Here is a 25,428-nt window from a genome sequence, read left to right as displayed (position 1 = left end):
GGATCATTGGTCGGTGCCGCCCGCGACGACGGCATCCGCTTCCTGCTTCAACCGGTCATTCCGTTCCGTGGCCCGTCTGAAGACGTGCGCGCGGGATCGAGGCTCGATCTCCGCGCGCGCATGGGCCGCCCGCCGATCAATTTCCCCGCGACTCGTCGACTGTTTCGGAGTCACGAAGCTCGAACGTCGCCCAAGTCTAGAGTGTCGAACCTGGGCTTGAAAGACATTTGACGAGTGTCCGTCAAGAAAAAGCCGGGGCCCGGACGATTTGCCCCGTGGCCCGGCGATCCAGTCGATCGAAGTTGTTTAGCGGGCCAGAACGAACCTCTGGCTGAGGCGCTTGCCGCCCGCCTTCATCTCCACGAAATGGGTTGTGCAGCGGAGAGTGTTGATGGCCGGGATCGTGCAGAGCGATCCGGGCGATGCCCTCGGACACCGGCCGCGCGGAGAGCAAGGTCATCCGGGTCGGGATCGCGTCGTCGGTGATCGCCCAGAACGGATCGCTCACGTGGGAACGAGGGGGAGTTCGATGCCGTTCAGTGAGATAGAACGGTCTTCGCTCGCGCGAGACGAGCTAGCGGCGCGTAGAGTCGGTAGCCAGTACTCCCAGCTCCCGGCCGACCTCCGCGAATGCACTGACGGCGCGCTCGAGGTGAGCGCGCTCGTGCGCCGCTGAAAGCTGGACCCGGATCCGCGCCTGCCCCTTCGGCACCACCGGGAACGAGAAGCCGATCACGTAGATCCCCCGCTCGAGCAGCCGGCGCGCCATGTCGTGGGCCAGGCGCTCGTCGTAGAGCATGATGGGGACCAGCGGATGGTTCCCGGGCTTGATCTCGAATCCGGCCGCGGTCATCCGCTCGCGGAAGAAGCGCGTGTTGGCCTCGAGCCGGTCGCGCAGCTCGGTGGTCGAGGACAACAGGTCGAAGACCGCGATCGAAGCGCCCACCACCGCCGGCGGCAGACTGTTGGAGAACAGGTAGGGCCGGGAACGCTGCCGAAGGAGATCGATGATCTCCTTCCGCCCGGAGGTGAATCCGCCCAGCGCTCCGCCAAGCGCCTTCCCCAGCGTGCCGGTGATGATATCGATCCGCCCCTGGGTCCCGGTCAGCTCGGGCGTGCCCCGGCCGGTCTTGCCGAGGAAACCCATGGCGTGGCACTCGTCGATCATCACCAGCGCGCGATAGCGGTCGGCGAGGTCGCAGATCGCCCCGAGATTGGCGATGGTCCCGTCCATCGAGAACACCCCGTCGGTGACGATCAGCCGCCGGCGCGTGTCCCGGGCGGCCGCCTCCTTGAGACAGCGCTCGAGATCCGCCATGTCATTGGTGTCGAAGCGCCAGCGCTGCGCCTTGCAGAGCCGGATGCCGTCGATGATCGAAGCGTGGTTGAGCGCGTCGGAGATCACTGCGTCCTGCTCGCCGAGCAGCGGCTCGAACACGCCGCCATTGGCGTCGAAGCAGGCGGCATAGAGGAGGGTGTCCTCGGTGCCGAGGAAATCCGAGATCTTCCGCTCCAGCGTCTTGTGGATGTCCTGGGTGCCGCAGATGAAGCGAACCGACGAGAGCCCGAAACCATGGGTGTCGAGCGCGCGGTGCGCGGCTTCGATGACCTTCGGGTGGCTCGAGAGGCCGAGATAGTTGTTGGCGCAGAACACCAGCACCCGGCGGCCGTCGGCCAGCGTCACCTCGGGACCCTGCGCCGAGGCCAGAACGCGCTCCTCCTTCCACAGTCCGGCGTCGCGGATCGCCTGGAGTTCGGCGGCGAGCTGTGATCTGACCTTCGGGTCCATCGCGGTCACGCCTCCTCGCCCCACGGCACCAGCACCACCTTGCCGGCCTGCCCGGAGCGCAGCAGGCGGATCGCGTCCTCCACCTGATCCATCGGCATCACGTGCGTGATCGCGGGTCGCACGTCGAGCCGGCCCGAGCGCAGGAGCCCATCCATCTGATACCAGGTCTGGTACATGCGACGGCCGATGATGCCGTGCACGGTGATGCCCTTGAAGATCAGAAGCTGCGTCCAGTCGAGCGCCAGCGGCGCACCGATGAGGCCGAGCTGCGAGAGCCGGCCGCCGCTCCGGAGCGCGCGCAGCGCGTCGCGGATCGCGCCGGCATTGCCCGACATCTCGAGCACGCCGTCGAGCATCCGCCCGCCGGTCAGCTCGCGCACCCGTTCGACGAAATCCTGCTTCGAGGGATCGATCACCGCGTCGGCGTTCATCTTCCTCGCCAGCTCCAGGCGGTAGGGCGAAACATCGCTGGCGATCACCTGCGCGGCGCCCGCGGCCTTCGCCACGCCCACCGCGAACAGGCCGATCGGGCCGCAGCCGGTCACCGCGATCCGGCAGGCCGAGAGCTCTCCGGCGAACGCGGTGTGCACGGCATTGCCGAGCGGCTCCATGATGCCCTGCACCTCGATCGGAACGTTGGTGGGCGCCTGCCAGGCGTTCGAGGCCGGCACCGCGACGAATTCGGCCCAGCCGCCATTGACGTCCACACCCAGGATCCTCGTGTTTTCGCAGACGTGGGCGTGGCCGGTGCGGCAGGCGATGCAGTGCCCGCAGACGATGTGGCTCTCGCACGAGACGCGATCGCCCACCTTGAGCTCGGTCACGCCCTCGCCGAGCTCGACGACCTCGCCGACGAACTCGTGGCCGACCGTGACCGGCGGGCGCATGCGCCCCTGTGACCACGCATCCCACTCCCAGATGTGCAGGTCGGTACCGCACACCCCGGCACGCAGCACCCGCAGCAGAATCTGGCCCGGGCCCACGGTGGGCACCGGCACGTCGCGGATCTCGAGCCCGGGGCCGGCGCGCGCCTTGACCACCGCCTTCATGGTGGTCGAGCGCACCGTGCTCGGCGTTCGAGGCTCGTCGCGGGTGGTGGGAATCGACGTCATACCGGCGGAAGCATGCGACATCCGCTCGCGGATGTCACGGTCTCAGGCGCCCAGAGCTCGAACTTCACCTGGCGAAGCTCTCCCGCAGCGCGGCGCCGGTGTGCGAACCGGCGCGCCGGGCCAGCTCTTCGGGCGTGCCGGTGGCGACAATGGTGCCACCGCGATCGCCGCCTTCGGGGCCGAGGTCGATGATCCAGTCGGCGCTGCGCATCACGTCGAGCTGGTGCTCGATCACCACCACGGTGTTGCCGCGCTCGACCAGGGCGTGCAGCACTTCGAGCAGCACGCGCACGTCTTCGAAGTGGAGTCCGGTGGTCGGCTCGTCGAGGAGATAGAGGGTGCGGCCGGTCGCGACCCGCGACAGCTCGGTCGCCAGCTTGACGCGCTGCGCCTCACCGCCCGAGAGCGTGGTCGCCGCCTGACCGAGGTGGATGTACCCAAGCCCGACACCCCGGAGCGTTTCGAGCTTTCTGCGAAGCGGCGGGATCGCGCCGAGCGCATCCACGGCTTCCTCGACCGTCAGATCGAGCACGTCGGCGATCGAACGACCGTGCCACAAGACCTCGAGGGTTTCGCGGTTGTAACGCCGGCCATGGCACACGTCGCAACGCACATAGACGTCCGGGAGGAAATGCATCTCGATGCGCTTGAGGCCGTCGCCCTCACAGGCTTCGCAACGCCCGCCCTTGACGTTGAAGGAGAAGCGCCCGGGCCGGTAGCCGCGCACGCGTGCTTCGGGCAACTGCGCGAACAGATCCCGAATCAGGCTGAACGCGCCGGTGTAGGTGGCGGGGTTCGAGCGCGGCGTTCGGCCGATCGGGCTCTGATCGATCGCCACCACCTTGTCGAGGGCGTCGAGCCCGCGGATCGCTCGATGTTCGCCCGGCGTCGGCCCCTTGATCCCGAAGTGGCGCTCCAGCGCGGCCCGCAGCACGTCGTTGACCAGCGTGCTCTTCCCCGAGCCCGACACGCCGGTGACACAGGTGAAGGTGCCGAGCGGAATCGCCGCGTCGACGTTCTTGAGATTGTGGGCGCGCGCGCCGAGGATCTCGAGGAACGGCCCCTTCGCCGGCCGCCGGCGGGCGGGAACCTCCACCCGGCGGCGGCCCGAGAGGTAGGCGCCGGTCAGCGAGTCGCTCGACTCGCGAATCTGATCGGGCGTTCCCTCGGCAACCAGCCGGCCACCGTGGCGCCCGGCGCCGGGGCCGAGGTCGACGATCCAGTCGGCGGCCTCCATGGTCTCGCGGTCGTGTTCCACGACCACTACGGTATTGCCGAGATCGCGCAGCTTGAGCAGCGTGTCGAGCAGCCTTCGCGTGTCGCGCGGATGGAGGCCGATCGAGGGCTCATCGAGGATGTAGAGCACGCCGGTCAGCTGCGAGCCGATTTGGGTCGCGAGCCGGATGCGCTGCGCCTCGCCGCCGGCCAGGGAGCCCGCCGAACGATCGAGCGTGAGATAGCCGAGCCCCACGTCCTCGAGGAATCCCAGCCGACTCGAGATCTCGCGCAGGATCGGCTGCGCGATCGTGACCCTTCCGCTCTCGAAGCGCAGGCCGGCTGCGCGAACGCGGGCCTCGCTCACCGACAGCGCGGCCCATTCGGCGATGTGGGCGCCGTCGATCCGGACCGCGAGCGCCTCGCGCCGCAGCCGCCGCCCGCCGCAGGTTTCGCAGGGCCGCGGCTCGAGCAGCTCGGCGATGCTGGCGCGCATGCTCTCGCTCTTCGTTTCCCGGAAACGGCGCTCGAGATTCGGGATCACGCCCTCGAACGTGCTCTTCTGAATGAACGCCGAGCCCTTGCGCGTGCGGTACTCGAACCGCACCTCTTCTCCTCCGCTGCCGTAGAGGATCAGCTTCCGCGCCCTGGCGGGCAGCTTGTTCCAGGGGGTGTCGAGCGAGAAATCGAACCGCCTGGCAAGCGCGCGGAACGTCCCGCCCACCCAGGTGCCGGTGGCATCGCCCCAGGCCGGGATCGCGCCGCCGGCGATGCTTTTCGACGGATCGGGGACGACGAGTTCGGGATCGACGCGATTCTGGGTGCCCAGTCCACCGCAATCCGGACACGCGCCATAGGGTGAGTTGAACGAGAAACTCTTGGGTTCGAGCACCGGCACGCTCGCGCCGCACTTCGGGCAGGCGGCGCCGGCGCTGAACACCAGGTCCTCGCTTCCCTCCCGCGCGCCCATCACCATGCCGTTGCCGAGCCGGAGGGCGGCTTCGACCGCCTCGCCGATCCGGCCGCGCTGCTCGGCGCTCACCGTCACGCGGTCCACCACGATCTCGATGTCGTGACGGCGGTGCCGCGCGAGCGTCGGCGGCTCCTCCAGCTCCACCCAGGCGCCGTCCACCCGCGCGCGCACGAATCCCTGGCGCCGGGCCGCCTCCAGCTCCTTCTTGTACTCGCCCTTCCGGCCGCGAACGATCGGTGCCAGCAGGGCGACGCGCTGGCCGGAGCATTGCTGGATCAGCGCGTCCACGATCTCGCTCGAGCTGCGGCGCTCCATGCGGGTCCCGCAGTTCGGGCAGTACTGCGTTCCGAGTCGCGTGAACAGCAAGCGGAAGTAATCGTAGATCTCGGTGACCGTGGCGACCGTAGAGCGCGGGTTGGCGCCCACGCCGCGCTGCTCGATGGCGATCGCCGGCGACAGGCCGTCGATCGCATCCACCTCGGGCTTCTCCATCTGCCCGAGGAACTGCCGCGCGTAGGCCGAGAGTGACTCGACGTAGCGCCGCTGACCCTCGGCGTAAAGCGTGTCGAAGGCCAGCGACGACTTGCCGGAGCCCGACACGCCGGTGAGGACGATCAGGCTCTGGCGCGGCAGCTTGAGGCTGAGGTTCTGGAGATTGTGCTCGCGGGCCCCGCGAATCGTGATGTCGGTGAGTCCGCGCTCGGCGGACGCGTCGGATGCGCCGGGGCCCGCGCTCGGGGCGTCGAGCGAGGTCATGCCGGCACTCTAGCAGACTCGTCGAGCCGGCCCGGCGGCGCTACTCGTAGCGCAGCGAGTCCACCGGGTCGAGCCGTGAGGCGCGCATCGCCGGGTAGAGTCCGAAGAACACCCCGACGATCGCCGAGAAGCCGATGCCCACCACCACCGACCAGAGCGAGACGTAGGTCGGAAGCGGACTCGCGGCGTGCACCAGCCACGAGATCCCGCCACCGAGCAGCACGCCCAGCACGCCGCCCAGCGCCGTCAGCAGCACCGCCTCGATCAGGAACTGGGTGAGGATCGCCTTGCGCGGCGCGCCCAGCGCCTTGCGGACGCCGATCTCACGCGTGCGTTCGGTCACCGCGACCAGCATGATGTTCATGACGCCGATGCCGCCCACCAGCAGCGAGATCGAGGAAATCAGGGTCATCAGCGCGACGATGCCGCCGGTGACGGTCTGATAGAGCTGAAGGAACGCGTCGTCGGTGAACACCACGAAGTTGTTCAGCTTGTTGCTGGGCAGATGCCGTCGAACGCGAAGTACTTCGCTGATCTGGCGCTGCGCTTCCTCGTTGAGCTCGGGCGCCACCGCCGTCGCGTCGAGGAACAGCTCCCCGCGCTTCGGGAACCAGGGCGGCGCGTCCGAGGGCGCGGCGAAGTACTTGTCCACGATGGTATAGGGAACGACCGCGACCTCGTCGAAATTGTTGCCGAGGAACTTGCCCTTGCGCTCGAACTCTCCCACCACCGTGAACGGGATGTCGCGGATGTGAATGGTACTGCCCAGCCCGCTGGCATCGCCGAACAGCGCTTCTCGGGTATCGCGGCCCAGCACCACCACGTTGGCGCGGCGCTGCACCTCTTCCTCGGTGAAGAAGCGCCCGCGTTCGAGGTTCTGGCCGTGCACCATCAGGTAGTCCTCGTTGGTGCCGAACACGAAGGTGATCTTGGTCTTCTTGCCGCGGTATTCGAGGCGCAGGTCGTCGAACGGGAACTTGAACGGCGCGATCGCCCGCACCGCCGGGCAGCGATCGAGGATCGCTTCCGCATCGTCCATGGTGAAGGCGCGGCGCTGCTTGAGGCTGTCGGGAATGCCGCCCGAGAACTGGATCCCGGGCCGGATGCGGCGGATATAGATGGTGTTGGTGCCGAACGACTGGATGCTCTTCTGGAACGAGCGCTGGAAGCCGTTGATCAGCGCCACCATCCCGATCACGGTGCCGACGCCGATGACGATGCCGAGGAGCGCGAGGAAGCTGCGCAGTCGATTCGCGACCAGCGCCAGCTGCGCCATCTGGAGGGTCTCGCGGATCAGGAACCAGCTCATGGCTATTCGTACCGCAGGGATTCGATGGGATCCAATTTCGCGGCGCGCACCGCTGGATAGGAACCGAAGAACACGCCCACCAGGCTCGACATCAGCAGCCCGGCCGCGATCGAAGGCAGATTGACGGCCGCCGGCAGCGGCGAGATCGCCCCGACCAGCAACGCCAGACCGATGCCTCCCAGGATGCCGATCACGCCGCCAGCGAGCGAAAGCGTGGTGGACTCGACCAGGAACTGCGTCAGGATATCGCGGCGGCGCGCCCCAAGTGCCTTGCGGATGCCGATCTCGCGAGTCCGCTCCGTCACCGACACCAGCATGATGTTCATGATCACGATACCGCCCACCAGCAACGAGATCGCCGCCACGCCGATGGTCACCACGAAGATGCCGCCGGTGAGGTTCCGGTACAGCTCGAGGTAGTTGTCGGAGGTGGTGATCCCGAAGTTGTCGGGCCGGCCGGGGCCGAGATGGCGGCGCCCGCGCATGATGTTGCGCGCCTCCTGCTCGGCGAGCGGCAGTGACGATTGATCCACGCTCTTGACCGCGATCGAGATCGAGCCGCGCTCCTCGAACAGCTTCTGGAAGGTGTGGATCGGGATCACCACGAACCGATCCTGGCTGGCGCCGAAGATCTTGCCCTTGGCCTTGGTCACGCCCACCACCTCGAAGGTGAAATCGTTGATCCGCATGTTCCGGCCCAGCGGATCGAGTCCGGCGAACAGGTCGTCCACCACTTCGGGGCCGATCACGCACACCATTTCGCGATGCTGGTCGTCGGCATCGGCGAGGTGGCGCCCCTCCTCGATGGACAGGTCGTCGACCACGTCATAGCCGATGCCGCGGCCATGAATGGCCACGGCCTTCATGGCCTTGCCCTTCCAGTGGAGCGACTCGATGGTCTCCATTTGCGGCACCACCAGGCTCGCGTGCTGGACACCGAGCCTCAGCGCGTCCGAGTCATCGAGCGTCACGAACGGCCGGCGCTGCGCCTCTTCGTAGGCCTCCTGGCTGGTGATGAAACCCTCGCGATCCACCACGAACACGTTGGCCCCGGCGTTCAGCAGCTTGTCGGACACGAAGCGATTGAGCCCCTCGACGAACGAGATCACCGCGATCACCGAGGTGACGCCGATGATGGTGCCGAGCAGGGTGAGGAACGAACGGAGTTTGTTGGCGCGGAGCGCCCCGAGGGCGATCCCCACGCTCTCGCGGAGATTCATGCGCCCACTCGCTGGCTCACCGAGCGCTGGTCGCTTTCGACCTTGCCGTCTCGCATGCGCACCACGCGGTTCGCGTGAGCGGCGATGTCGGGCTCGTGCGTGACCAGGATCACCGTGTTTCCTTCCTTCCAGATCCGCTGGAACGCCGCCATGATCTCCTCACCGGTGACGGTGTCGAGGTTGCCGGTCGGCTCATCGGCCAGGACGATGCTGGGCTTGTTGACCAGCGCACGCGCGATGGCGACACGCTGGCGCTGTCCGCCCGAGAGCTCGTTGGGCCGGTGCGACATGCGATCGCCGAGGCCCACCAGCTGGAGCGCTTCGCGGGCGCGCTTCCGCCGCTCTTCGTGCCGAATGCCTGCGTAGACCAGCGGCAGCTCGACGTTGTGCAGCGCGTCGGCGCGGGGAAGCAGATTGAAGGTCTGGAAGACGAAGCCGATTTCCTGGTTTCGAATCCGCGCGAGCTCGTCGTCGGAAACTCGGGAGATCTCCGCGCCCTTGAGCTGATAGGAGCCCTGGGTCGGGCTGTCGAGACAGCCGAGGATGTTCATGAGCGTCGACTTGCCCGAGCCCGACGGTCCCATGATGGCGACGTATTCATTGCTTTCGATATCGAGATCCACGCCGTTCAAGGCGTGGACTTTCTCGTCGCCGACCTGATAGACGCGGTGCAGTCCGCGGATCTGGATCAACATGCCTGCCTACTTCCGTACGCCATGCGCGCCCGCGGCCTCGGCCTTGATCTTGGCCTGAGGCTTGAGCTCGCGCAAGGCCTTGTAGGGCCCGGTCACCACCTGCTCCCCTTCCTTCACGTCCCCGTACACCTCGATCATGGTTTCGCTCGCGATGCCGGTGCGCACCGGAACGAAGGTCGCGATCCCGCCGCGATTCACGAAGATTCCGGTGATCTCCTTGTCCTTGCGCCCGACGGTGTCCTCTTCCGCCGCGGAAGCGTCGCCGACCCGCGGGTTGCGGCCGGCCTTGCGCTTGTTCAGGGCCCGGTCCAGCTCGCGCTGGGTGCGCACCACCACGGCCTGAATGGGCACGGCGCGGGTCTTCGAATGGGTGGCGGTCTCGATGTCCACGTCGGCGGTCATGCCCGGCCGCACCTGGGGCACGTTGGAGTCGAACACCACCTTGACCTCGAAGTTGGTCTGGCCCTGAACCGTCGAGGTGATCGAAGCCTTGGCGGTGTTACCGATCTCGGTGACGGTTCCCTCGAAGGTGGTGTCGGGCATGGCGTCCACCGAGATCTTCGCCTTCTGCCCGAGCTTCATGTCGACGACGTCGGTCTCGTCCACGTCGGCTCGCACCAGCATTCTCGACAGGTCGGACACCACCATGATCTGGGTGCCGGCGTTGTTCATGGTGCCGGTGATGACGATCTCGCCCTGCTCGACGTCCAGCGAGCTGACGATGCCGTCGAACGGCGCCCTGAACGCGCACTTGTCCACGTTGTCGCGGGCGCCGTCGAGCGCGGCCTGACACCGCGTGATCTCCTCGTGGCCGGTGGCGTCCGCGGCGCGCGCCGACTCGTACGCGCTGGTCGCCTGATCCCACTCGGCCTGCGACAGGAGTTTCTGATCGAACAGAGCCTTCTGCCGGGTGTAGTTCGCCTCGGCCACCTTGAGCGCCGCGTCCGCGTCCTTCTGATGGGCTTCGGCCGAAGCCAGCGCCGCGCGGGCCTGATTGAAATTGGCACGGTACTGAGTGTCGTCGAGCTGCAGCATCAGCTGGCCCTGCTTGACGCGGTCGCCCTCCTTGACGAGCAGGTGCGTGATCTTGCCCGGGATGTCGGCGCTGATCTTGACCTGGGTCTTCGGCTCGATCTTGCCGGGCGCCCGGACACGCGAAGTGACGTCTTCCACCCGCACTCGCGCCAGTTGCACCGCCTCGACCTTGCCCTTCGCGCTGTTCGCCACCTGAGCGACGATCAACACCACCAGCAACAGCGCGCCGAGCCCGATCCACAGGAGCTTCTTGTTCTTCAGCATCGCCAGTCCATCCCCTCTCGCGGCAGGATCACTCGCCGCGGCCTGCCAGACGGTTCAACTGTGCTTCGGCCACGCGAATGACCGCGAGCGCATTCACCAGGTCACTGTAGGCGCGCTCGAGCTGAACCTGGGCGTCGATGAGATCCAGAATCGTGGAGGAACCCACGTTGTACTTCTGCTGAATCAGTTTGTAGGTCTCGGTGGCCGACTCGATGCTGCGCTGAGCGACGTCGCTCCCCGCCACCGCCTGGCGATAGGTGAACAACGCCGAACGGATGTCCCCCTCGAGATCGCGATTGAGGGCGGTGCGCGTGTCCTCCGCGCGCATCAGATTGGCCCGCGCTGAAGCGATCCTCGAATCGGTGCCGACGTTGAAGTCCCAGCGCAGCGCGATCGTGCCGCTCCAAATCCGGTCGCTCTCGACGTGCTGTCTGGAGATATCGTGAGGCGCGCCGGGCATGGTGTCGGCATCGCTCTTCTGGTCGAACGCCGGCTTGACATTGACCGAACCGCTGAGCACCAGGTAGGGAAGCCGACTGTAGCGGGCGGCGCCCAGACCGGCGTGAGCCGACTTGAGCGAGGCGTCGGCGGCCTTGAGATCCGGCCGGTTCGCAAGCGCCTCCTTGATCAGCGTCGCTTCGTCGTAGTCCATCGGCCGATAGGCCAGCGTGGTGTCCACCTCGCCCATCGAGTTCTCGGGAATTCCGATCAGATTGGCGAGCGTGATGCGCTGGGCCACGATCTGCTGATGATTGGTGATCGAGTCGAGCTCGCTCTGCGCCGTCTGCACCTGAGCCTTGAGCAGATCGCTGCGCGAGACCGATCCCACCTCGAACAGCGCGCGCACGCGCCGCTCGTTGTCGCGCGACAGTCGCAGCGCCCCGTCCGACACCTGCGCCAGCTTGATGGCCTTCACCACTTCGTAGTACTGGCGGCGGACGCTGAGCCCGATGTCCTGGCGTGTGGAAAGATCCTGGAGCTTCGCCGACTTGAGCTCGTTCTTCGCCGAGGAATACCCGGCGATGGCGGATGGGTTGAGGATCGCCCAGCTGCCGCTCACCACCGCGTTGCGCTGGTAGGATTCGACGTCGAGCAGACCGGTTCCCGTGACCACCTGGGTGCCGACGATGGTGGCCAGCGTGATCGGCTGGTTCTGAGTCAGGCTGCCGCTGCGGCCGGCGTTCAGGGATACCGCCGGGAGCACGCCGTTGGCCGCCCCCCAGTAGTTCCCGAGGGCGTCCTGGATCGAAGCCTTGGATCGAATCGCATCGGAGCCGTGCTTCAACGCGATCTTGACCGCCGCGTCGGCGTTCATGGGACCCGCCGGCGCGGCCGCTTCCTCGGCGCGCGCCTGCCCCGCCGCCACTGTCAGCAGGACCACCAGGACAGCTCGCCAGCCACTCATGTGAATCATCGAGATTCCCCCCGCGATCCGGTCGAGCCGGCAGTCGCTGCTTCTACGTTTCGGATACGCATTGGTTGCAGACCTGTCACGTGCCTAGCTGCCCGGCGTGAACACCGCGGCCAGGGCGGCGACGAAGACCCACATCACCCCGTACAACAGCCCGAGCGACCACCCCACCGATTTTCGCGGCGCCCCCGACAGCGTCGAGGCGCCGATGATCCCGACGGCCAGGAACCAGATCGAGAAGGGTCCGATCGCGTCGAGCAAGACTCCGAGCCCCACCATCAGCTTGCTGGGCGTGTCCGCCTCGGGCAGCAACGCTCCGAAGCCCACGTGCAGGCCCTTGTAGGTCTGGCGATACCAGGCGAGGCCGAATGCCAGCAACTGGGCCGGTACGTTGACCAGACCCGCCCAGGCCGCGACCTCCAAAGACAGACGGTACGAGAATCGAGAGCCGAGCAGGAATCCCACGCCGAACCAGATGACCAGCGCGGTGACAAACGTGATGACCGCGATCACGATCACCTGCTGGCCGACCGCGAAGCCGATTCCCATCGGGCTGCGCATGAAGTCGAGCATCTTGTCGACGCGATCCGGGGTCATGTTCCCGTTGGCGACCTGCTGATCCCAGGTGTCCTGGAGCATGGGAATCAGGGCTCGCTCGTGGAGCAGCAGGGCTCCCGAGACGTTGATGGCAAGGAAGAGCAGCAGCGGGAACCACCACTGGACGTGGTCCTGGAGGCCGCTCCAGGCCTGCGAGGGCCGCGCATAGATGGCGAGTGCGCGCTGGAAAAGCGAGAGATTGGGGCCGGGTGCGGGAGCGGCAACGGCCGCGTCGCCGTCCGAGGGAATCGCGGACATGGTCACTCCGATAATGAGGGCGGGCGGGGGAAGACAAAGACGAGCGGAGCCTAAGGACTCCGCTCACCGGGGGTCAAATCGGGCCCGACCGGCGCTGCAAAAGCTGTCCCGGGCGTGGCGAGAGGCGAGGGTCTAGTTGAGCGTGAACTTCATCGGCACCGCCACCCACACCGCCACCGGCTTGTTGTTGGAAAGGGCGGGCTTGAAGATCCACTGCTTCACGGCGGTGATGGCCGCGGCATCGAGCATGGCGACGGACTTCATCACCTTGACGTCCTTGACCTTGCCATCCTTGCCGACCAGCACCTGCATGAGCACGGTGCCATCGACGTTCGCCTGGCGGGCGATGTCCGGATACTCGGGCGGGACCTTGGTGATCGCCTCGGGAAGCTCCTCGACGTAGACGTACTCGCCGAGCTTCGGCAACTCGTCCTCGGAGGGCGGCTGGACCACGATCTGGTCGCCGTCGCCCTTGGAAATTCCAGGCGCGGTCTGCGCGATCTCCTCCTGCGTGGCGATGGTCTGCTCGGGCGGGGCCTCGGCGTCCGGGACCGGCACGGCGACGCCCATGGTCGGCGGCGCGACCGGCTGGGCGATGGCCACCTGCGGCGGAGGCTCGTTCTGAGTCAATGGCGGCGGCGCCGCCAGCTCGCGATAGGGCACCACGATCACGCTGGTCTCGTGAGGACGGTGCTTGAGGAGCTCGGAAGTGCCGAAGGACAGGCCGAACACGACCAGCCACGCGAGCGCGGCAGTGCCGATCGCCCGCGTCATGTACTTCTTGGCGACCTCCTTGAGTTCGGGCGCCCCGTAGGGCATGAACTCGTAAAGCGTGAGGTTCGGCTGGCTCACAGCGACTCGACCTCCTTCTTCTCTTCCGGCTTCAGCGTGCCCAGCGAGAACCGCGTCAGATTCGCCAGGTCGAGCTCGTCGATGATGTCCACCATGTTGTGGAACTTCGACTCACGGTCGATGTTGATCACGACCACCAGGTCCTTGTTCCCCTTGTACGTCGCGAACACCTTTTTTAGTCCCGGAACGTCGGTGCGCGCCCATGGATCGTCGCCGCGCTTGAAATAGGCACGGTCGTCGCCGAGCACCCGCACGCTCAGCACCTTGGATTGGGCGATCTCGACCTTGACGTCCTTGTCGGGCGGCAGGTTGATCTCGAGCGCCTGAGGAGTCCGGAACACGGTGGTCACCATGAAGAAGATCAGGAGCAGGAACGCCACGTCCACCATCGGCGTCATGTCGATGCGAACACCGACGCGACGCTTGGGGCGGCTGAAGCCCTTGCCCTTCTTCTTGCCTTGTCTGGGTTGTGGGGTGTCTACCGCACCCATGGGACGTCACCTCCTCCAGCGACCTATGGCTTGGCCGCGGCTTTCTTGAATGGATTGGCCGAGCCCTCGAGCTCGGTCTGTACGTTGAAGCGCGGCGCCTTGGCTTCCTGCAGCGCGCCCATCATGTCGGCCATCACCCCGTACGGGGCATCCTTGTCCATTTTGACGATCATTCGGGCCGCCGGGTTGGCGAGACGCGCGTTGCTCAGGACATTGCCAAGGTCTGACGCCACCTTGTCGGCGGGAACCTCGCGGTTCACTTCCTGACCGCCCTGATGCCAGACCACGCGCACCGAAGGCAGCTTGGTGACCGCGATCGTGATGATGTCGGACTCCGGAGACTTGGCCTCGGAGCTCGATTCCGGCAGCGTGATCTTGTCCTTTTCGGGCGGCTTGAACTGGGTGGTACACATGAAGAAGATCAGGAGCAGGAACGCCACATCGACCATCGGCGTCATGTCGATGGCGATGCCGATGCGGCGCATCTTCTTGAGCATGGCTCGAGCCCCTCTCCCCTACTTCTTCTCGCTGGGCGCCGACGCGGCCAGCAGCTGGACCGCCTCGTACGAGGCTTCATCCATCATATAGTTGAAGCCGTCCACGCGCGTCACGAACACGTTATAGGCGACGATTCCGGCAATCGCGCAGATCAGGCCGCCGGCGGTATTGATGAGCGCCTCGGAGATACCGATGGCGAGCTTGGTGGCGTCCACCGCGCCGGTGTGGCCGAGGGCGGCGAACGAACGGATCATTCCGACCACCGTTCCCAGCAGTCCGATCATGGTCGAAATCGATGCGATGGTCGACAACGCGATCAGATTGCGCTCGAGCAACGGCACTTCGAGGCCGTTGGCTTCCGCGATCGCGGCCTGGGTCTCGGCCACGATCTTCTCGCGCGACGCGTTTTCTGCCCGCAGCGACTGGTAGCGCTCGAGGCCGGCGCGGATGACGTTCGCCGCCGAGCCCCGCTGAGTCGCGCAGGCCTTGATGGCGCCGTCCACGTCGCCGGTGTGCAGGCGGCGGCTGACCTCGTTCAGGAACACGGTGAGCGGACCGCGACCCTGCGCCTTGCGAAGGCTCCAGGAGCGCTCGATGATGAACGCGGTCTGAAGGATGATGAGCATGATGAGCGCCGCCACCAGGTAGCCACCCTGCTGGATGTTCTTGCCGAGTTCACCGATAACCGGCAGGAAGTACCAAATGGCGATCGAAACCGCTGCAGCCGACACGAACCCAATTGGAACGATGAAACGACTCATGTTCTGAGGCTCCTCCGCTTCGAGCTACCGGGCTCCCACCGCGAAAGCCGCGAGCGCTTCCTCCTCGCTCTCGTGATGGTCGAACACCATGATCAACTTGGTCATGGTGAAGAGATCCTGAAGACGCTTACCCAGCCCACACAGCTTGATCTCGCCGCCGCGGCTGCGGTAATTCGCGAATCCCCGCATCAGCACGCCGATCGCGATCGAGTTGAGCGACTGACACTCCTGCATGTTGAGGATGAGGCGCTCATTCCCGCCGGCCGCCTCGTCCATGATCGCCTTCTGCAATTCGTCCGTCTCGTCGTCGCCGAAGAAATTCCCCTTCGGGTACAGCACCACCACCGTGCGAACTTCCTTCCGGCGAATGGCCACGCTCCGATCCCCCGCCGGCCTCAGACCGGCTTCGACTCCGCGAAGCTGGCGATGGCCTGCTCCTCGTTGGGGTACACGTCGAACACCAGCGACAGCTTGGTGATCACGAAGATGTTCTCGATGCGCTTGTCGACCGAGCACAGCTTCATCTGCCCCCCGCGTCGCACGTAGTTCGAGTGCGCGCGAATCAGCACGCCCAACGCGGTCGAGTTCAGGTGCTGGGTCTCCGCGAGGTTGATGATCAACGCCTTGTTGCCACTCTCGCTCAGCTGCTCGATGGCCTTGTCGAGCTCGTCGGTCTCGTCGCCACCCGTGAGGTAGCCCTTCGGCGTCAGGATCTTGATGTTTCCGACCTCGCGTTGCTTCATCGAACTCCCCCTATTTGGGCGCCGCCGCGGGGAGCGACTGCAGCCCCTTCTGCGCGTCGGGCTGCTTCGGATCCAGCGCCAGCACCTTGCGATAGCATTCAGCGGCCCGCGCCAGGTGGCCGGCGTTCTGATTCCCCTGCCCCAGCCAGACCCAGGCCTGGATGTCCTTGTCGTTCAACGCCACCGCCCGTTCCAGCAGGCTGATGGCGCCTTCGTACTCCTTGTCGAGAAGGCGGTAGTAACCCAGCTGGCGATACGCTACACCCGCGAACTGCCCGCTGGAATCGATCGCCACCGATTTCTCGAGCGCAGCTCTCGAGAGTGCCGTCGAGTCCAACTGAGCGTAAAGGATCCCCAGCCAGAACTGGCGGTCGGCCTTGCCGGGAGCCAGCGTCGCCGCTTGCCGAAGCGCGTTCAGCGCGTCGGGGTACTGCTTCAACTCCTTATAAGCCAGACCGAGGTAGTAGTAAGCCTCGTCGTTGCTCGGGTCAAGAGCGATCACCCGCTGGAAGATGGCGATGGCAATCGGGTACTCCTGGCGCCGGAAGTGGAGCTTTCCCGACTCGTTCAGGGCGAAGCGGGCGTCGGCGCTGGTGGAGTCCTTGGCGACCACCGCCTGATAGATCGAGTCGGCCCGTTCCGGCTTGCCGAGGAAGACCCACATCTGGCCGATGGTCAGCATGTCACGCGAGGTCGGCTCGCCCTTGGCGAAGGCGTCGAGGGACTTCTGCCAGTCCTTCTTCTCGGCATAGACGCGGGCCATGATCGTGAAGGTTTCTTTGTTGGCGCCGCCGAGCGTGAGCGATTTCTCCATCGCCTGCACCGCCTCGTCCTTCATCTTCAGATAGTAGTAGGTGCGGCCGAGCAGACTCCAGCCCTTGGCGTCGTTGGGCTCGAGCTGGGTGTACTTCTCGAGCGGCGCGCGCGCGTCGGCATAGCGGCGGGGGTCGTTCGGGCCCGACAGGAAGTAGAGATTGCCGAGCGAGAGCTGGCCGGGCGGGAAATCGGGGTCGGTCGCCACCACCCACTTGTATTGGTCGAGCGCCTCGTTGTAGCGCTGGCCGGCGAACAGCGCCTCGCCCAGAGCGTAGTGGAGCTCCACGTCCGACGAATCGAGCTGGACGGCTGCCTCGTATTCGGGAATCGCCAGCTCCGCGATGCGGCGCGTGTACAGGTAGAAGTCTCCGAGCGCCTTGCGCGGCGCCGGATCCTCGGGCGATTCCTCGCGCGCCTGCGTGTAGTAGACGCTGGCCGAGCGCAACGAGTCGCGCGCCAGCTCGGCGTTGCCGAGCGCCACCAGGAACTTCGGCCGCCACTTGGAGCCCCACTTGGCCCCGGGAGAGAGCACCGCGATCGCGGCGTCCACCTGCTTCTGCTGCACCAGGCAGTCGCCGAGCGAAAGCGTGGCCTCGGGGAAGCGCTTGTCGAGATCGGTGGCCTTTCGCATCAGCGGCACCGCGTCGTCGCACTTGCCCTGACGCTTGAGGGCCTCACCCTCGCCGTAGTATCCCCACGCCACCGTCGGATCCTGACGCTGGGTGAGCTTGAACTCGTCCTGGGCTTTCGAATACTGGCGCTTCTTCAGGTAGACCTGCCCGAGCCCGATGTGTCCCTCGATCTGGCCCTGGCTCGCCAGCTTCCCGAACAGCGTCGCGGCCTGATCGACGCGCCCGGCCTGGAGAGCGGCGCGCGCGTCCTTGAGATCGTCGGCGAGCGCCGGCGTCGCCAGCGCCACGGCCACCAGCAGCGTTCCCATCCGCGGCCAGAATCGCCGCGTCGTCTGCAACTGCCCGAAGCCAATCATCGTCGGGAATCGTTCTCCTCTTGGGACCTAGTGCGTGCTCAACATCGGGGAGCGACGGACGAAACGGACCGGCACCGCGGTCGGCACCAGCCCGGCCTGCTCGACCAGCGCCTGGCCCTCACGACTCGTGACATAGGTGATGAAGCCGTTCGCCAGCTTCGCCCCATCGGTGCGGACGTAGAGGCTGAAGAATCGCGTGAGCGGGTAGTCGCCGCGATAGATGGCCTCGAGGTCGGGCTTCCAGTAGGGCAGCCCGGTCAGTCCGGCGAGGCGCAGCACGCGAACGTCCTCGGGGACCGCCGCCAGCGACACGTAGCCGATGGCATTCGGGCGCTTCTTCACCAGGCTCGCCACCTCGGCTTCGTTCGCGGCGTAGATCGCATGTGCGCGAATCGGTTGCCCTCCCATCACCTGCTGGATCATGAACTCCGTCAGGTCGGCCCCGGCCGGCAGAACCACCGGCTCGACCGGCCGATCTTCGCCTCCCAGACTGGACCAGCGCGCGCCGTCCGTCGAATAGACTTCGCGCAACCGGTCGACCGCCAGGTTCTGCACCGGATTTTCTGAGTTCGCAATCATCACCGCCGCGTCCCGAGCGAACCGGTATCCTTCGAGCTCGAGCTTTCCTCGCACCGCAGCCGCCCGCTCTTCGGTGCTCAGCTCGCGCGTGATCACCGCCAGATCGGACCTCGCGCCGAACAGCTCCCCAACGCCATCCCGCGACGATGCTTCATGAATCTCCAGACGGGCCTGGGGATAGAGCGCCTCAAAGGCGGCGGCCTCGCGCGCGATCAGCCCCCGGGCCTCCGGAGCGCAGGCAATTCGAATCGTTCCGCTGGTCAGCGAGTCTTCCACGGTGGGAGGCGCTGGTTTGCGAGAGCAGCCGAGAACCACGACCAGGCACGGCACCAGAGGCATGAACCGCCTCAGGCTCCTGGCACCAGGCGCCGAGACAACGAAGCGAGCCAAGTGTAAGGAGCGGCGCGGGTTCGTGTCAATGGCCTGGGCCGCCACGCTCGGGCCCTCAGGGTGCCAGGCGATAGAGCATGCGCGGGAAGGGAATCGTCTCGCGGACGTGCTCCAGGCCCGCGATCCATGCCAGGGTCCGCTCCACCCCGATCCCGAACCCCGAGTGCGGCACGCTGCCGTAGCGGCGCAGATCCTTGTACCACTCGAACGCCGATTGCGGCAGTCCATGCTCGTCGATGCGCCGCTCGAGCAGCTCCAGCGACGGGCTGCGCTGCCCGCCCCCGATGATTTCTCCGTACCCTTCCGGCGCCAGGCAGTCGCAGGAGAGGCACAGCCGCGGGTCGGCGGGATCGGGCTCCATGTAGAAGGCCTTCACCGCGGCCGGATAATGGGTGACGAAGACTGGACGATCGAAGCTCTCCGAGATCGCGGTTTCGTCCGGCGAACCGAAGTCGCCCCCCCATTCGAAGGTCATGCCCTTCTGATGCAGGAGGTTCACCGCATCGTTGTAATGAAGACGTGGAAACGGGGTCTGGACCGCCTCGAGCTTCCTCACGTCGCGCTCCACCGTTTTCAGGTCCTCGGCCCGCTTCTCGAGCACGCGCCCGACGGTGAAGACGAGCAACCGTTCTTCCAGCGCAATCACGTCCTCGAGGGTGGCGAACGCCCATTCGGGCTCCATCATCCAGAATTCGATCAGATGCCGGCGGGTCTTGCTCTTCTCGGCCCGGAATGCCGGCCCGAAGCAGTAGACGCGCCCGAACGCGGCGGCCCCCGCTTCGTTGTAGAGCTGGCCGCTCTGAGTCAGGTAGGCCTTCTGATCGAAGTAGCTGGTCTCGAACAGAGTGGTCGTGCCTTCGCAGGCATTGGGCGTGAAGATCGGCGCGTCGAGCAATAGGAAGCCTTCGCCGTCCATGAAATCGCGAAAGGCGCGAATCACTTCGGCGCGGATGCGCAGGATGGCCTGCTGCCGGGAAGAGCGCAGCCAGAGGTGCCGGTGATCCATGAGGAACTCGGTGCCGTGCTCCTTGGGCGAAATCGGAAACCCTTCCGCGCGCTGAACCACCTCGACCGACCGGAGCCCCATCTCGACCCCACCCGGCGAGCGCGGGTCGGCGCGTAGATCCCCCCGCACCACCAGCGCGGATTCCTGGCCCAGCTCGCTCGAGGCCTGCCAGGCCTCCGGCGTCAGGTCCTCGCGCCCGGCGACGCACTGCAACACCCCGCTCCCATCACGAACCACCAGGAACTGGATCTTGCCGCTCGATCGCCGGTGGGTAAGCCAGCCTCGGACCTCGACGCTTTGTCCGACGTGGCGCGCAGCTTCGGCGATGCGGATCCAGGGCAGCGTGCCGGTCAGGGGCGTGGCGCTCATTCCAGGGGTCCTTGGATCGTGAGTTGTCCGGCCGGCGCGAGGCCGGGCGGGCTTCGGCGGCCCCGGGGAAACTCGCGTAAAGCGGCTGCCGAGAAGGGCCGATAACGAATGGGACGCGGTGCACGCTAGGTGGGCACTCCGGCACTGTCAAGGGATGGCACGCATGTTCGAATGGCTGGACGGCGGGAGCGCGCTCAGGAGCCGAGCGGCCGGACAATCTGGGCTCTCCGGCCGGCGTCTTCGGCAGGCCGGGGTCGCTCTCGTGCTGGTGCTCGCCACGGCGCTCGGGGCGTCCGCGGCGGGATCGGCGCCGAACGTTCCCGGCACCACCGAGCATCCGGCCGATACCGCTCCCGCGACCACAACCCCCGCTCCGCCGCCTGCGGCGGTCGCCGCCGACGAAGCGCAACCGCCGCTCACCGACCTCACCGGCTGGTTGCAGTACAAGGAGCGCCATCACATCGCCTCGCTCCCGCTCGAGGCACGACTCTTCTATCGCCGCGGAATCCTCGCTCACGAGTCCGGCAGTCTCGACGAAGCGGCCCGGCTGGTGCGCGGCGCGGCGGAGCTCGACCCGACCTTCGTCACCCCGCACCTCACGCTCGCGTCGTGGAGTCTGCTCCACGAGCCGAGCCAGGCGCTGCTCCGCTACGCCAGCGTGCTCGAGCTGGCGCGCCAGAACTTTCTCCTCCAGCTCGCGCTGTGCGCGAACACGATCTACGCCATCCTGCAGGCGCTGTTCCTCGGCATTCTCGCCACCGGCGCGCTGGTGGTCGCCGTGCATCAGGCCGAGCTGCGCCATTCCTGGAGAGAACCGCTGCGCCGACTGGTGACCGCGTCCAGCGCCGAAGCCTGGTCCTGGGCGCTGCTGGCGATGCCGTTCTTCCTCGGCCTGGGTCCGGCGCTGCCGGTGGTCCTGTTCCTCGCCCTGCTCTGGCCGCTGCTACAGGCGCGCGAACGAATCGTGTTCATCCTGCTGGTCGCGAGCCTCGCGGTAATGCCGCTGGTGGTGGACGCACTCGATCGCCTGACCCTGCCGCTCGACGCCGCCCGCGGTCCGCTCCACGGCGTGGCGATGGTCGAAACCGAGCCGGCCTCGCCGGCGCGCGCCGAGGAGCTGGAGCAGCTCTCGGCCCGCGAGCCCGAGAATCCGTTCCTGGCCTTCGCCGCCGGCTGGATGGCGAGGCGGGCCGGCGACGTGCCCGCCGCCGAGCGGCTCTATCGCCACGCGCTCCACCTGTGGCCGAACGACGACCGGCTGCTCAACAACCTCGGCAACGTCATGATGAGCCAGGGCCGCGGCGACGAGGCCTTCGACTTCTATCGCCGTGCGACTTCGCAGAACCCGTCCAACGGGGCGGCGTGGTTCAACATCTCCCAGCTCTACACGCAGCGCTTCGATTTCCGCGCTGCGAGCGATGCGCTCACTCGCGCCTCGGCCATCAACTTCGAGATGGTCAAGACCTATCAGGGCCAGAGCACGGAAGACGGGTACCTGGCGCTGGTGGACCAGTGGATCGCGCCCAATCGCTTCTGGCGCTCGCTTTCGGGCTCGGTGCCCTCCGGGAGCACGCGCGGCGCGCTGCCTCCCGGCTGGCGCGACCGACTCGAGACTCGCGGCTGGGGTTTCTCGCTCGCCGTGCTCGGGGTGGCCGTGCTGGGCGTGCTCGCCGGCCTCCAGCAGCAGCGCCAGCTGCCGCTGCGCGCCTGCAGCAACTGTGGTCGAACCGTGTGCCGCCGCTGCGCCGAGCGGCGTCGCGAGCTGGCCCTGTGCCCGGCCTGCGCGGCAGCCGAGAAGTCCGCCGACGCTCCCGAGGTGGCGCGCGTGCTGCTCGCCAATCGCAAGAGGCGCGTGGACCGCACTCAGAATCTGCTGCGTGGCGCGCTCGCTGTGTTGATCCCCGGCTTCGGCCTGATCAGCTTCAGGCGCGCGTTCTCACCGATACTCATGCTGACGATCGCGCTCGGGATGCTGGGCAGCCAGCTGGTCGCGGCGCCCCCGTTCGCGTTCGAGCCGCGGCTCGCGGTGACGCCCAGCGACCTGCCGTGGGTGGTGCGGCTCGCCACCTGGGGCATGCTCTATTCGTGGTCCATCATCGGCTACTCGCGTCTGGTGAACCGCGCTCAGTATCAGGCGGCCGTCCTCGCGGCGCCGACCCGGAGCCGCAGCGTGCAGGCCACCAGCCACTCCTCCAACGTCGCAGCGGCCTGAGGCATCCATGGCGCTCCAGGGAAATCTTCGCGACTTCTCGGCCACCGAGATCCTCCAGCTGGTGGCCAGCCAGAAGAAGACCGGCTGTCTGATGATGGAGTGGAACACCGAGCGCGCAGTGGTCTACGTTCAGGAAGGGCGCATCGTCTCCACCCGCAATCGCGGCCAGCAGAAGGACGACCCGCTGCTGGTGTTCCTCCACAAGGTGCACCGGCTGTCGGATGAGCAATACCGCGGCATCCTGACGATTCAGCGCGAGTCCAACCGCGACGTCGAGGATCTGCTCCTCAACGGCCGGTACCTCGACGCCGACGAGCTGGCCGGCTACGTCGAGCGCCAGATCCTCGACGATCTCACGCGACTGGTGCGCTGGGAGGACGGCACCTATCGGTTCGATCCGCACAGCCGCTGGAACGCGCCGCCGGTCGTACGCCTGAGCATCGAGGGCGCACTGATCGAAGCCGCCCGCCGGGTGGACGAGCAGAAGCGTTTCGTCCAGGTGTTCCGCGATCCCTACCAGCTGCTCGGGGTTCACGACCTGCCCGACCCCAACGAGCCGCTCTCCGAAGAGGAGCGCGAGCTGTTCGGCATCGTCGACGGACAGCACACGGTGCAGGAGATCGTCGACGCGGCGCCGCTTTCGGAGTACGAGGCCTACGAAGCGCTGTTTCGGATGCTTCAGGCCAATTGGATCGAGGTGGTCGGACGCCGCGACCCCGGCCAGGCCCCGGCCACGCCGGTGTCCGCGCCCGTTCGCCGGCTGGTGCCGCGCGACCTGTCGTGGAGCCGCGAGGCGCTGGTGGCGGTCGCGATCGCGGCTCTCGCCTTCGGGCTGCGGCTGGGGGCGCAACGCATCGCGGCCAGCGCGCCCCCGCCGCCCGCCAACGACGTCTTCGCCGCGGCGCAGATGCGTGACCTGCGCTTCGCGCTGGACCTCTACCGCCGCGAGCACGGCGGCTACCCGCCCTCGCTCCAGGATCTGATCGAAGCGCGCTGGATCGATGCCGACCAGATCAAGGTCTCGGGCTATGCGCTTCACTACCTGCCGGTCGAAGGCGGCGCCAGCTACCAGCTCGACGTCGATCGAAGCCGCTAGCTCACGCGAGCCGATCGATGGCCCAGCGCGCCGCGGCGGCGAAATCCGACGCCACGTGGTCGGGCCTGGGGGCGCCGGCCTGCTCGATGCGCCGCGCCTCTTCCTCGCCGTAGCCGCTCTGCACCAGCAGTCCGGCCGCGCCCGCCCGGCGCGCGGTCTCGATGTCGATCTGCTTGTCCCCGATCATGACCGAGTGGCGTGGGTCGAGCAGCAGGTCTTCGGCCGCGCGTTCCACCAGCTCGATGCCGGGCTTGCGACAGGCGCAGCCCTGGTCCGGACGGTGAGGACAGAAATAGATGGCGTCGAGCTCCACGCCTTCGCGACGGAGTTCGGAGCGAAGTCGCGCCATCACGGCGTACGCCGTCGCCATGGTGTAGAGGCCCCGGCCGACGCCCGACTGGTTCGAGATCACCACCAGGGCGAAGCCGGCGGCGTGCAACGAGCGGAGCGCCCCTGCCACTCCGGGGAGGAGGCGCAGGCGCTCGGGATCGTCGAGATAGCCCACCTCCTCGACCAGAGTGCCGTCGCGGTCCAGGAACACCGCGCGCCGCGGCGCGGCGCTCCGATGTCGCGCGATCGATCGCTCGCCGGCGCGCTCGAGGATCTCGACATCGGCGTGCTCGGCCGCCGGTCGTTCGGCGGGAGCCTCGCTGGACCAGAGTCCCACTCGATCCAGGAGGAGCGGCCCCGGATGCAGTCGAATCTCGCCGGCGTCCCGCTCTTCGACCAGCGCGAAGGCGTAGAGCGAGGCCCATAGCCAGCGATCCACGAGCGACCAGCGCCTGAGCTCCGCCGGAGTGATCTGCTGCACCACCACGTGCGCCGCCGCCCGCCAGCCGCGCACCACCGCACCCGCCGGAGGACCGGCGCCCAGCACCAGCTGCGGATTCCGGCCGCCGTCCGGTTCCAGCTTCCGGATCACCTGGTGTCCGCGCAGCGCCAATCCCTCGGCGGCAGTGCGCATGCGGCTCGCGCTCAGCGCGGGCGAATCCGCCACCAGCACTCTCACGCCGCCAGCTCCTCGGCGGCGCCGAGCACGTCGCGCACCGGCACGGCTTCGAGACAGCGATAGCCGATCGTGCAGGCGCGCTGGAAACAGGGCGAGCAGACCGGCGGTCGCTGCACCACCCGCACCTTCGGGCCCAGCGGCGCCGTCCACGCGCTGCTGGTCGAGCCGAACACCACCACGGTCGGCGCGCCGACCGCGGCCGCGAGGTGCGCGAGCCCCGAGTCGTTGGCCACCACCAGGCGCGCGCCGGAGCACAGGCGCGCCAGCTGCTGGAGCGAAGTCAGGCCGGCCAGCGATCGCGCTGCTGCGATCGCCGAGGCCACCGACTCGCAGATCTCGCGCTCGGCCCCGACCCCGCAGACGCGCACCGCCAGGCCGCGAGCCGTCAGCGCCCTGCCCACCGCCACGAAGCGCTCCGCGGGCCAGCGCTTCGCCGGCCCGTAGGTCGCGCCCGGCGCGAGGATCGCGAAGGGCGCGTGGTCGTTCTCCGCGGAGCCCGGCGGCGCCCCACTCCCCGTCTCGAGCGCGGGCGCGCGCAGTGGCGGGGTTTCGAACGCCGAGGCCCCGACGCGCGCCGACAGCAACAGGTATTCCTCGGACAGATGCAGACTCCCTCTCGAGGGGCGCGCGATCGGATCGGTCAGCAGCCAGTCGCGGGCTTCGCCGCGGAAGCCGACTCGCCGGCGGCAGCCCAGCCGCCAGGCCCGCCACGCGCTCGAAAACGAGGGCGGGCAGACGATGGCGAGATCGGCGGGGGCGCCGAGCGCCGGCGTCGAGCGCGGGTCGACGTCGCGCGGCGCCGACTCGTCCCAGTGGCCGTCCCCTTCCAGCAACTCGAGCAGCGCCGCGGGCCCGACCGCGACCACCCGCGCGCCGGTGAAGTGCCGCCGAATCGCACTCAGCATCGGTCGCGCCATGATCGCGTCGCCGAGCCAGTTCGGTATCCGGACCAGCAACCGCCCGGCGTCGCCCACCCCGGCGCGC

At 67.3% G+C, this 25,428-nt stretch carries 22 protein-coding genes; 2 read left to right on the top strand and 20 right to left on the bottom strand.

The features are described 5' to 3' along the window. Positions 1 to 574 precede the first annotated feature (574 nt). The 18 genes from kbl to asnS form a co-directional block, all read right to left on the bottom strand. A complete protein-coding gene (gene kbl, locus VMJ70_05065; protein ID HTO90481.1) occupies positions 575 to 1,789 on the bottom strand; it encodes a glycine C-acetyltransferase in 1,215 nt (404 codons plus the stop codon). Positions 1,790 to 1,794: 5 nt separating this feature from the next. Further along, positions 1,795 to 2,901, bottom strand: a complete 1,107-nt coding sequence (gene tdh, locus VMJ70_05060; GenBank protein ID HTO90480.1) for an L-threonine 3-dehydrogenase — start codon at positions 2,899 to 2,901, stop codon at positions 1,795 to 1,797. A 64-nt stretch (positions 2,902 to 2,965) separates the two neighbouring features. After that, positions 2,966 to 5,845 carry an excinuclease ABC subunit UvrA gene (uvrA, locus tag VMJ70_05055; protein HTO90479.1) on the bottom strand — a complete coding sequence of 960 codons (2,880 nt, stop codon included), beginning with the start codon at positions 5,843 to 5,845 and terminating at the stop codon, positions 2,966 to 2,968. A gap of 40 nt (positions 5,846 to 5,885) precedes the next feature. Continuing rightward, the gene (locus VMJ70_05050) at positions 5,886 to 7,154 is read right to left on the bottom strand and encodes an ABC transporter permease (protein ID HTO90478.1); all 1,269 of its coding nucleotides are present in this window, start codon (positions 7,152 to 7,154) and stop codon (positions 5,886 to 5,888) included. A gap of 2 nt (positions 7,155 to 7,156) precedes the next feature. Further along, on the bottom strand, positions 7,157 to 8,374 hold the full coding sequence (locus VMJ70_05045) for an ABC transporter permease (protein ID HTO90477.1): 1,218 nt from the start codon (positions 8,372 to 8,374) through the stop codon (positions 7,157 to 7,159). Beyond that, on the bottom strand, positions 8,371 to 9,069 hold the full coding sequence (locus VMJ70_05040) for an ABC transporter ATP-binding protein (protein HTO90476.1): 699 nt from the start codon (positions 9,067 to 9,069) through the stop codon (positions 8,371 to 8,373). Before VMJ70_05040 ends, VMJ70_05045 begins: the two co-directional genes overlap by 4 nt. A 6-nt stretch (positions 9,070 to 9,075) precedes the next feature. Continuing rightward, positions 9,076 to 10,368, bottom strand: a complete 1,293-nt coding sequence (locus VMJ70_05035; protein ID HTO90475.1) for an efflux RND transporter periplasmic adaptor subunit — start codon at positions 10,366 to 10,368, stop codon at positions 9,076 to 9,078. A 28-nt stretch (positions 10,369 to 10,396) separates the two neighbouring features. Next, the gene (locus VMJ70_05030; GenBank protein HTO90474.1) at positions 10,397 to 11,782 is read right to left on the bottom strand and encodes a TolC family protein; all 1,386 of its coding nucleotides are present in this window, start codon (positions 11,780 to 11,782) and stop codon (positions 10,397 to 10,399) included. Between the two features lie 84 nt (positions 11,783 to 11,866). Then, positions 11,867 to 12,634: a hypothetical protein gene (locus VMJ70_05025; GenBank protein HTO90473.1), complete on the bottom strand. Its 768-nt coding sequence runs from the start codon at positions 12,632 to 12,634 to the stop codon at positions 11,867 to 11,869. 132 nt (positions 12,635 to 12,766) lie between these two features. Continuing rightward, complete coding sequence (locus tag VMJ70_05020; protein HTO90472.1) at positions 12,767 to 13,486, bottom strand: TonB family protein; 720 nt, start codon at positions 13,484 to 13,486, stop codon at positions 12,767 to 12,769. Continuing rightward, a complete protein-coding gene (locus VMJ70_05015) occupies positions 13,483 to 13,977 on the bottom strand; it encodes a biopolymer transporter ExbD (protein HTO90471.1) in 495 nt (164 codons plus the stop codon). The genes VMJ70_05020 and VMJ70_05015 overlap by 4 nt, the downstream gene beginning before the upstream one ends. Positions 13,978 to 14,000: 23 nt before the next feature. Beyond that, the gene (locus tag VMJ70_05010; protein HTO90470.1) at positions 14,001 to 14,474 is read right to left on the bottom strand and encodes a biopolymer transporter ExbD; all 474 of its coding nucleotides are present in this window, start codon (positions 14,472 to 14,474) and stop codon (positions 14,001 to 14,003) included. 18 nt (positions 14,475 to 14,492) lie between these two features. Further along, complete coding sequence (locus tag VMJ70_05005; GenBank protein HTO90469.1) at positions 14,493 to 15,236, bottom strand: MotA/TolQ/ExbB proton channel family protein; 744 nt, start codon at positions 15,234 to 15,236, stop codon at positions 14,493 to 14,495. Between the two features lie 24 nt (positions 15,237 to 15,260). Then, complete coding sequence (locus VMJ70_05000; GenBank protein HTO90468.1) at positions 15,261 to 15,611, bottom strand: STAS domain-containing protein; 351 nt, start codon at positions 15,609 to 15,611, stop codon at positions 15,261 to 15,263. A gap of 20 nt (positions 15,612 to 15,631) precedes the next feature. Then, positions 15,632 to 15,979 (bottom strand): STAS domain-containing protein, encoded by a 348-nt coding sequence (locus VMJ70_04995; protein HTO90467.1) that lies wholly within the window; start codon positions 15,977 to 15,979, stop codon positions 15,632 to 15,634. Positions 15,980 to 15,989: 10 nt separating this feature from the next. Continuing rightward, positions 15,990 to 17,783, bottom strand: a complete 1,794-nt coding sequence (locus VMJ70_04990; GenBank protein HTO90466.1) for a tetratricopeptide repeat protein — start codon at positions 17,781 to 17,783, stop codon at positions 15,990 to 15,992. A 27-nt stretch (positions 17,784 to 17,810) separates the two neighbouring features. Next, positions 17,811 to 18,701, bottom strand: a complete 891-nt coding sequence (locus tag VMJ70_04985) for a substrate-binding domain-containing protein (GenBank protein ID HTO90465.1) — start codon at positions 18,699 to 18,701, stop codon at positions 17,811 to 17,813. Positions 18,702 to 18,807: 106 nt separating this feature from the next. Beyond that, positions 18,808 to 20,127 (bottom strand): asparagine--tRNA ligase, encoded by a 1,320-nt coding sequence (asnS, locus tag VMJ70_04980; protein HTO90464.1) that lies wholly within the window; start codon positions 20,125 to 20,127, stop codon positions 18,808 to 18,810. A 163-nt stretch (positions 20,128 to 20,290) separates the two neighbouring features. Between asnS and VMJ70_04975 the strand changes: the two genes are divergently transcribed. Both VMJ70_04975 and VMJ70_04970 read left to right on the top strand, forming a co-directional pair. Next, on the top strand, positions 20,291 to 22,339 hold the full coding sequence (locus VMJ70_04975; GenBank protein ID HTO90463.1) for a tetratricopeptide repeat protein: 2,049 nt from the start codon (positions 20,291 to 20,293) through the stop codon (positions 22,337 to 22,339). Positions 22,340 to 22,346: 7 nt separating this feature from the next. Then, complete coding sequence (locus VMJ70_04970) at positions 22,347 to 23,435, top strand: DUF4388 domain-containing protein (GenBank protein HTO90462.1); 1,089 nt, start codon at positions 22,347 to 22,349, stop codon at positions 23,433 to 23,435. Position 23,436: 1 nt separating this feature from the next. Here the strand turns inward: VMJ70_04970 and VMJ70_04965 are convergent, their stop codons facing one another. Both VMJ70_04965 and waaF read right to left on the bottom strand, forming a co-directional pair. Then, positions 23,437 to 24,444, bottom strand: a complete 1,008-nt coding sequence (locus tag VMJ70_04965; protein HTO90461.1) for an HAD family hydrolase — start codon at positions 24,442 to 24,444, stop codon at positions 23,437 to 23,439. Next, the gene (gene waaF / locus VMJ70_04960; GenBank protein ID HTO90460.1) at positions 24,441 to 25,418 is read right to left on the bottom strand and encodes a lipopolysaccharide heptosyltransferase II; all 978 of its coding nucleotides are present in this window, start codon (positions 25,416 to 25,418) and stop codon (positions 24,441 to 24,443) included. Before waaF ends, VMJ70_04965 begins: the two co-directional genes overlap by 4 nt. Positions 25,419 to 25,428 lie beyond the last annotated feature (10 nt).

The sequence above is a fragment of the Candidatus Sulfotelmatobacter sp. genome (assembly GCA_035498555.1).
In the GTDB taxonomy this organism is placed as follows: Bacteria; Eisenbacteria; RBG-16-71-46; order RBG-16-71-46; family RBG-16-71-46; genus DATKAB01.
The sequence above is the reverse complement of the archived record's forward strand: the minus strand, read 5'-3'. Positions and strand labels throughout refer to the sequence as shown.

Coding starts and splice junctions, on each gene's coding strand:
- kbl (HTO90481.1), bottom strand. CDS start 1,789: ATGGACCCGAAGGTCAGATCACAGCTCGCCGCCGAACTCCAGGCGATC.
- tdh (HTO90480.1), bottom strand. CDS start 2,901: ATGACGTCGATTCCCACCACCCGCGACGAGCCTCGAACGCCGAGCACG.
- uvrA (HTO90479.1), bottom strand. CDS start 5,845: ATGACCTCGCTCGACGCCCCGAGCGCGGGCCCCGGCGCATCCGACGCG.
- VMJ70_05050 (HTO90478.1), bottom strand. CDS start 7,154: ATGAGCTGGTTCCTGATCCGCGAGACCCTCCAGATGGCGCAGCTGGCG.
- VMJ70_05045 (HTO90477.1), bottom strand. CDS start 8,374: ATGAATCTCCGCGAGAGCGTGGGGATCGCCCTCGGGGCGCTCCGCGCC.
- VMJ70_05040 (HTO90476.1), bottom strand. CDS start 9,069: ATGTTGATCCAGATCCGCGGACTGCACCGCGTCTATCAGGTCGGCGAC.
- VMJ70_05035 (HTO90475.1), bottom strand. CDS start 10,368: ATGCTGAAGAACAAGAAGCTCCTGTGGATCGGGCTCGGCGCGCTGTTG.
- VMJ70_05030 (HTO90474.1), bottom strand. CDS start 11,782: ATGATTCACATGAGTGGCTGGCGAGCTGTCCTGGTGGTCCTGCTGACA.
- VMJ70_05025 (HTO90473.1), bottom strand. CDS start 12,634: ATGTCCGCGATTCCCTCGGACGGCGACGCGGCCGTTGCCGCTCCCGCA.
- VMJ70_05015 (HTO90471.1), bottom strand. CDS start 13,977: ATGGGTGCGGTAGACACCCCACAACCCAGACAAGGCAAGAAGAAGGGC.
- VMJ70_05010 (HTO90470.1), bottom strand. CDS start 14,474: ATGCTCAAGAAGATGCGCCGCATCGGCATCGCCATCGACATGACGCCG.
- VMJ70_05005 (HTO90469.1), bottom strand. CDS start 15,236: ATGAGTCGTTTCATCGTTCCAATTGGGTTCGTGTCGGCTGCAGCGGTT.
- VMJ70_04995 (HTO90467.1), bottom strand. CDS start 15,979: ATGAAGCAACGCGAGGTCGGAAACATCAAGATCCTGACGCCGAAGGGC.
- VMJ70_04990 (HTO90466.1), bottom strand. CDS start 17,783: ATGATTGGCTTCGGGCAGTTGCAGACGACGCGGCGATTCTGGCCGCGG.
- VMJ70_04985 (HTO90465.1), bottom strand. CDS start 18,701: ATGCCTCTGGTGCCGTGCCTGGTCGTGGTTCTCGGCTGCTCTCGCAAA.
- asnS (HTO90464.1), bottom strand. CDS start 20,127: ATGAGCGCCACGCCCCTGACCGGCACGCTGCCCTGGATCCGCATCGCC.
- VMJ70_04975 (HTO90463.1), top strand. CDS start 20,291: ATGTTCGAATGGCTGGACGGCGGGAGCGCGCTCAGGAGCCGAGCGGCC.
- VMJ70_04970 (HTO90462.1), top strand. CDS start 22,347: ATGGCGCTCCAGGGAAATCTTCGCGACTTCTCGGCCACCGAGATCCTC.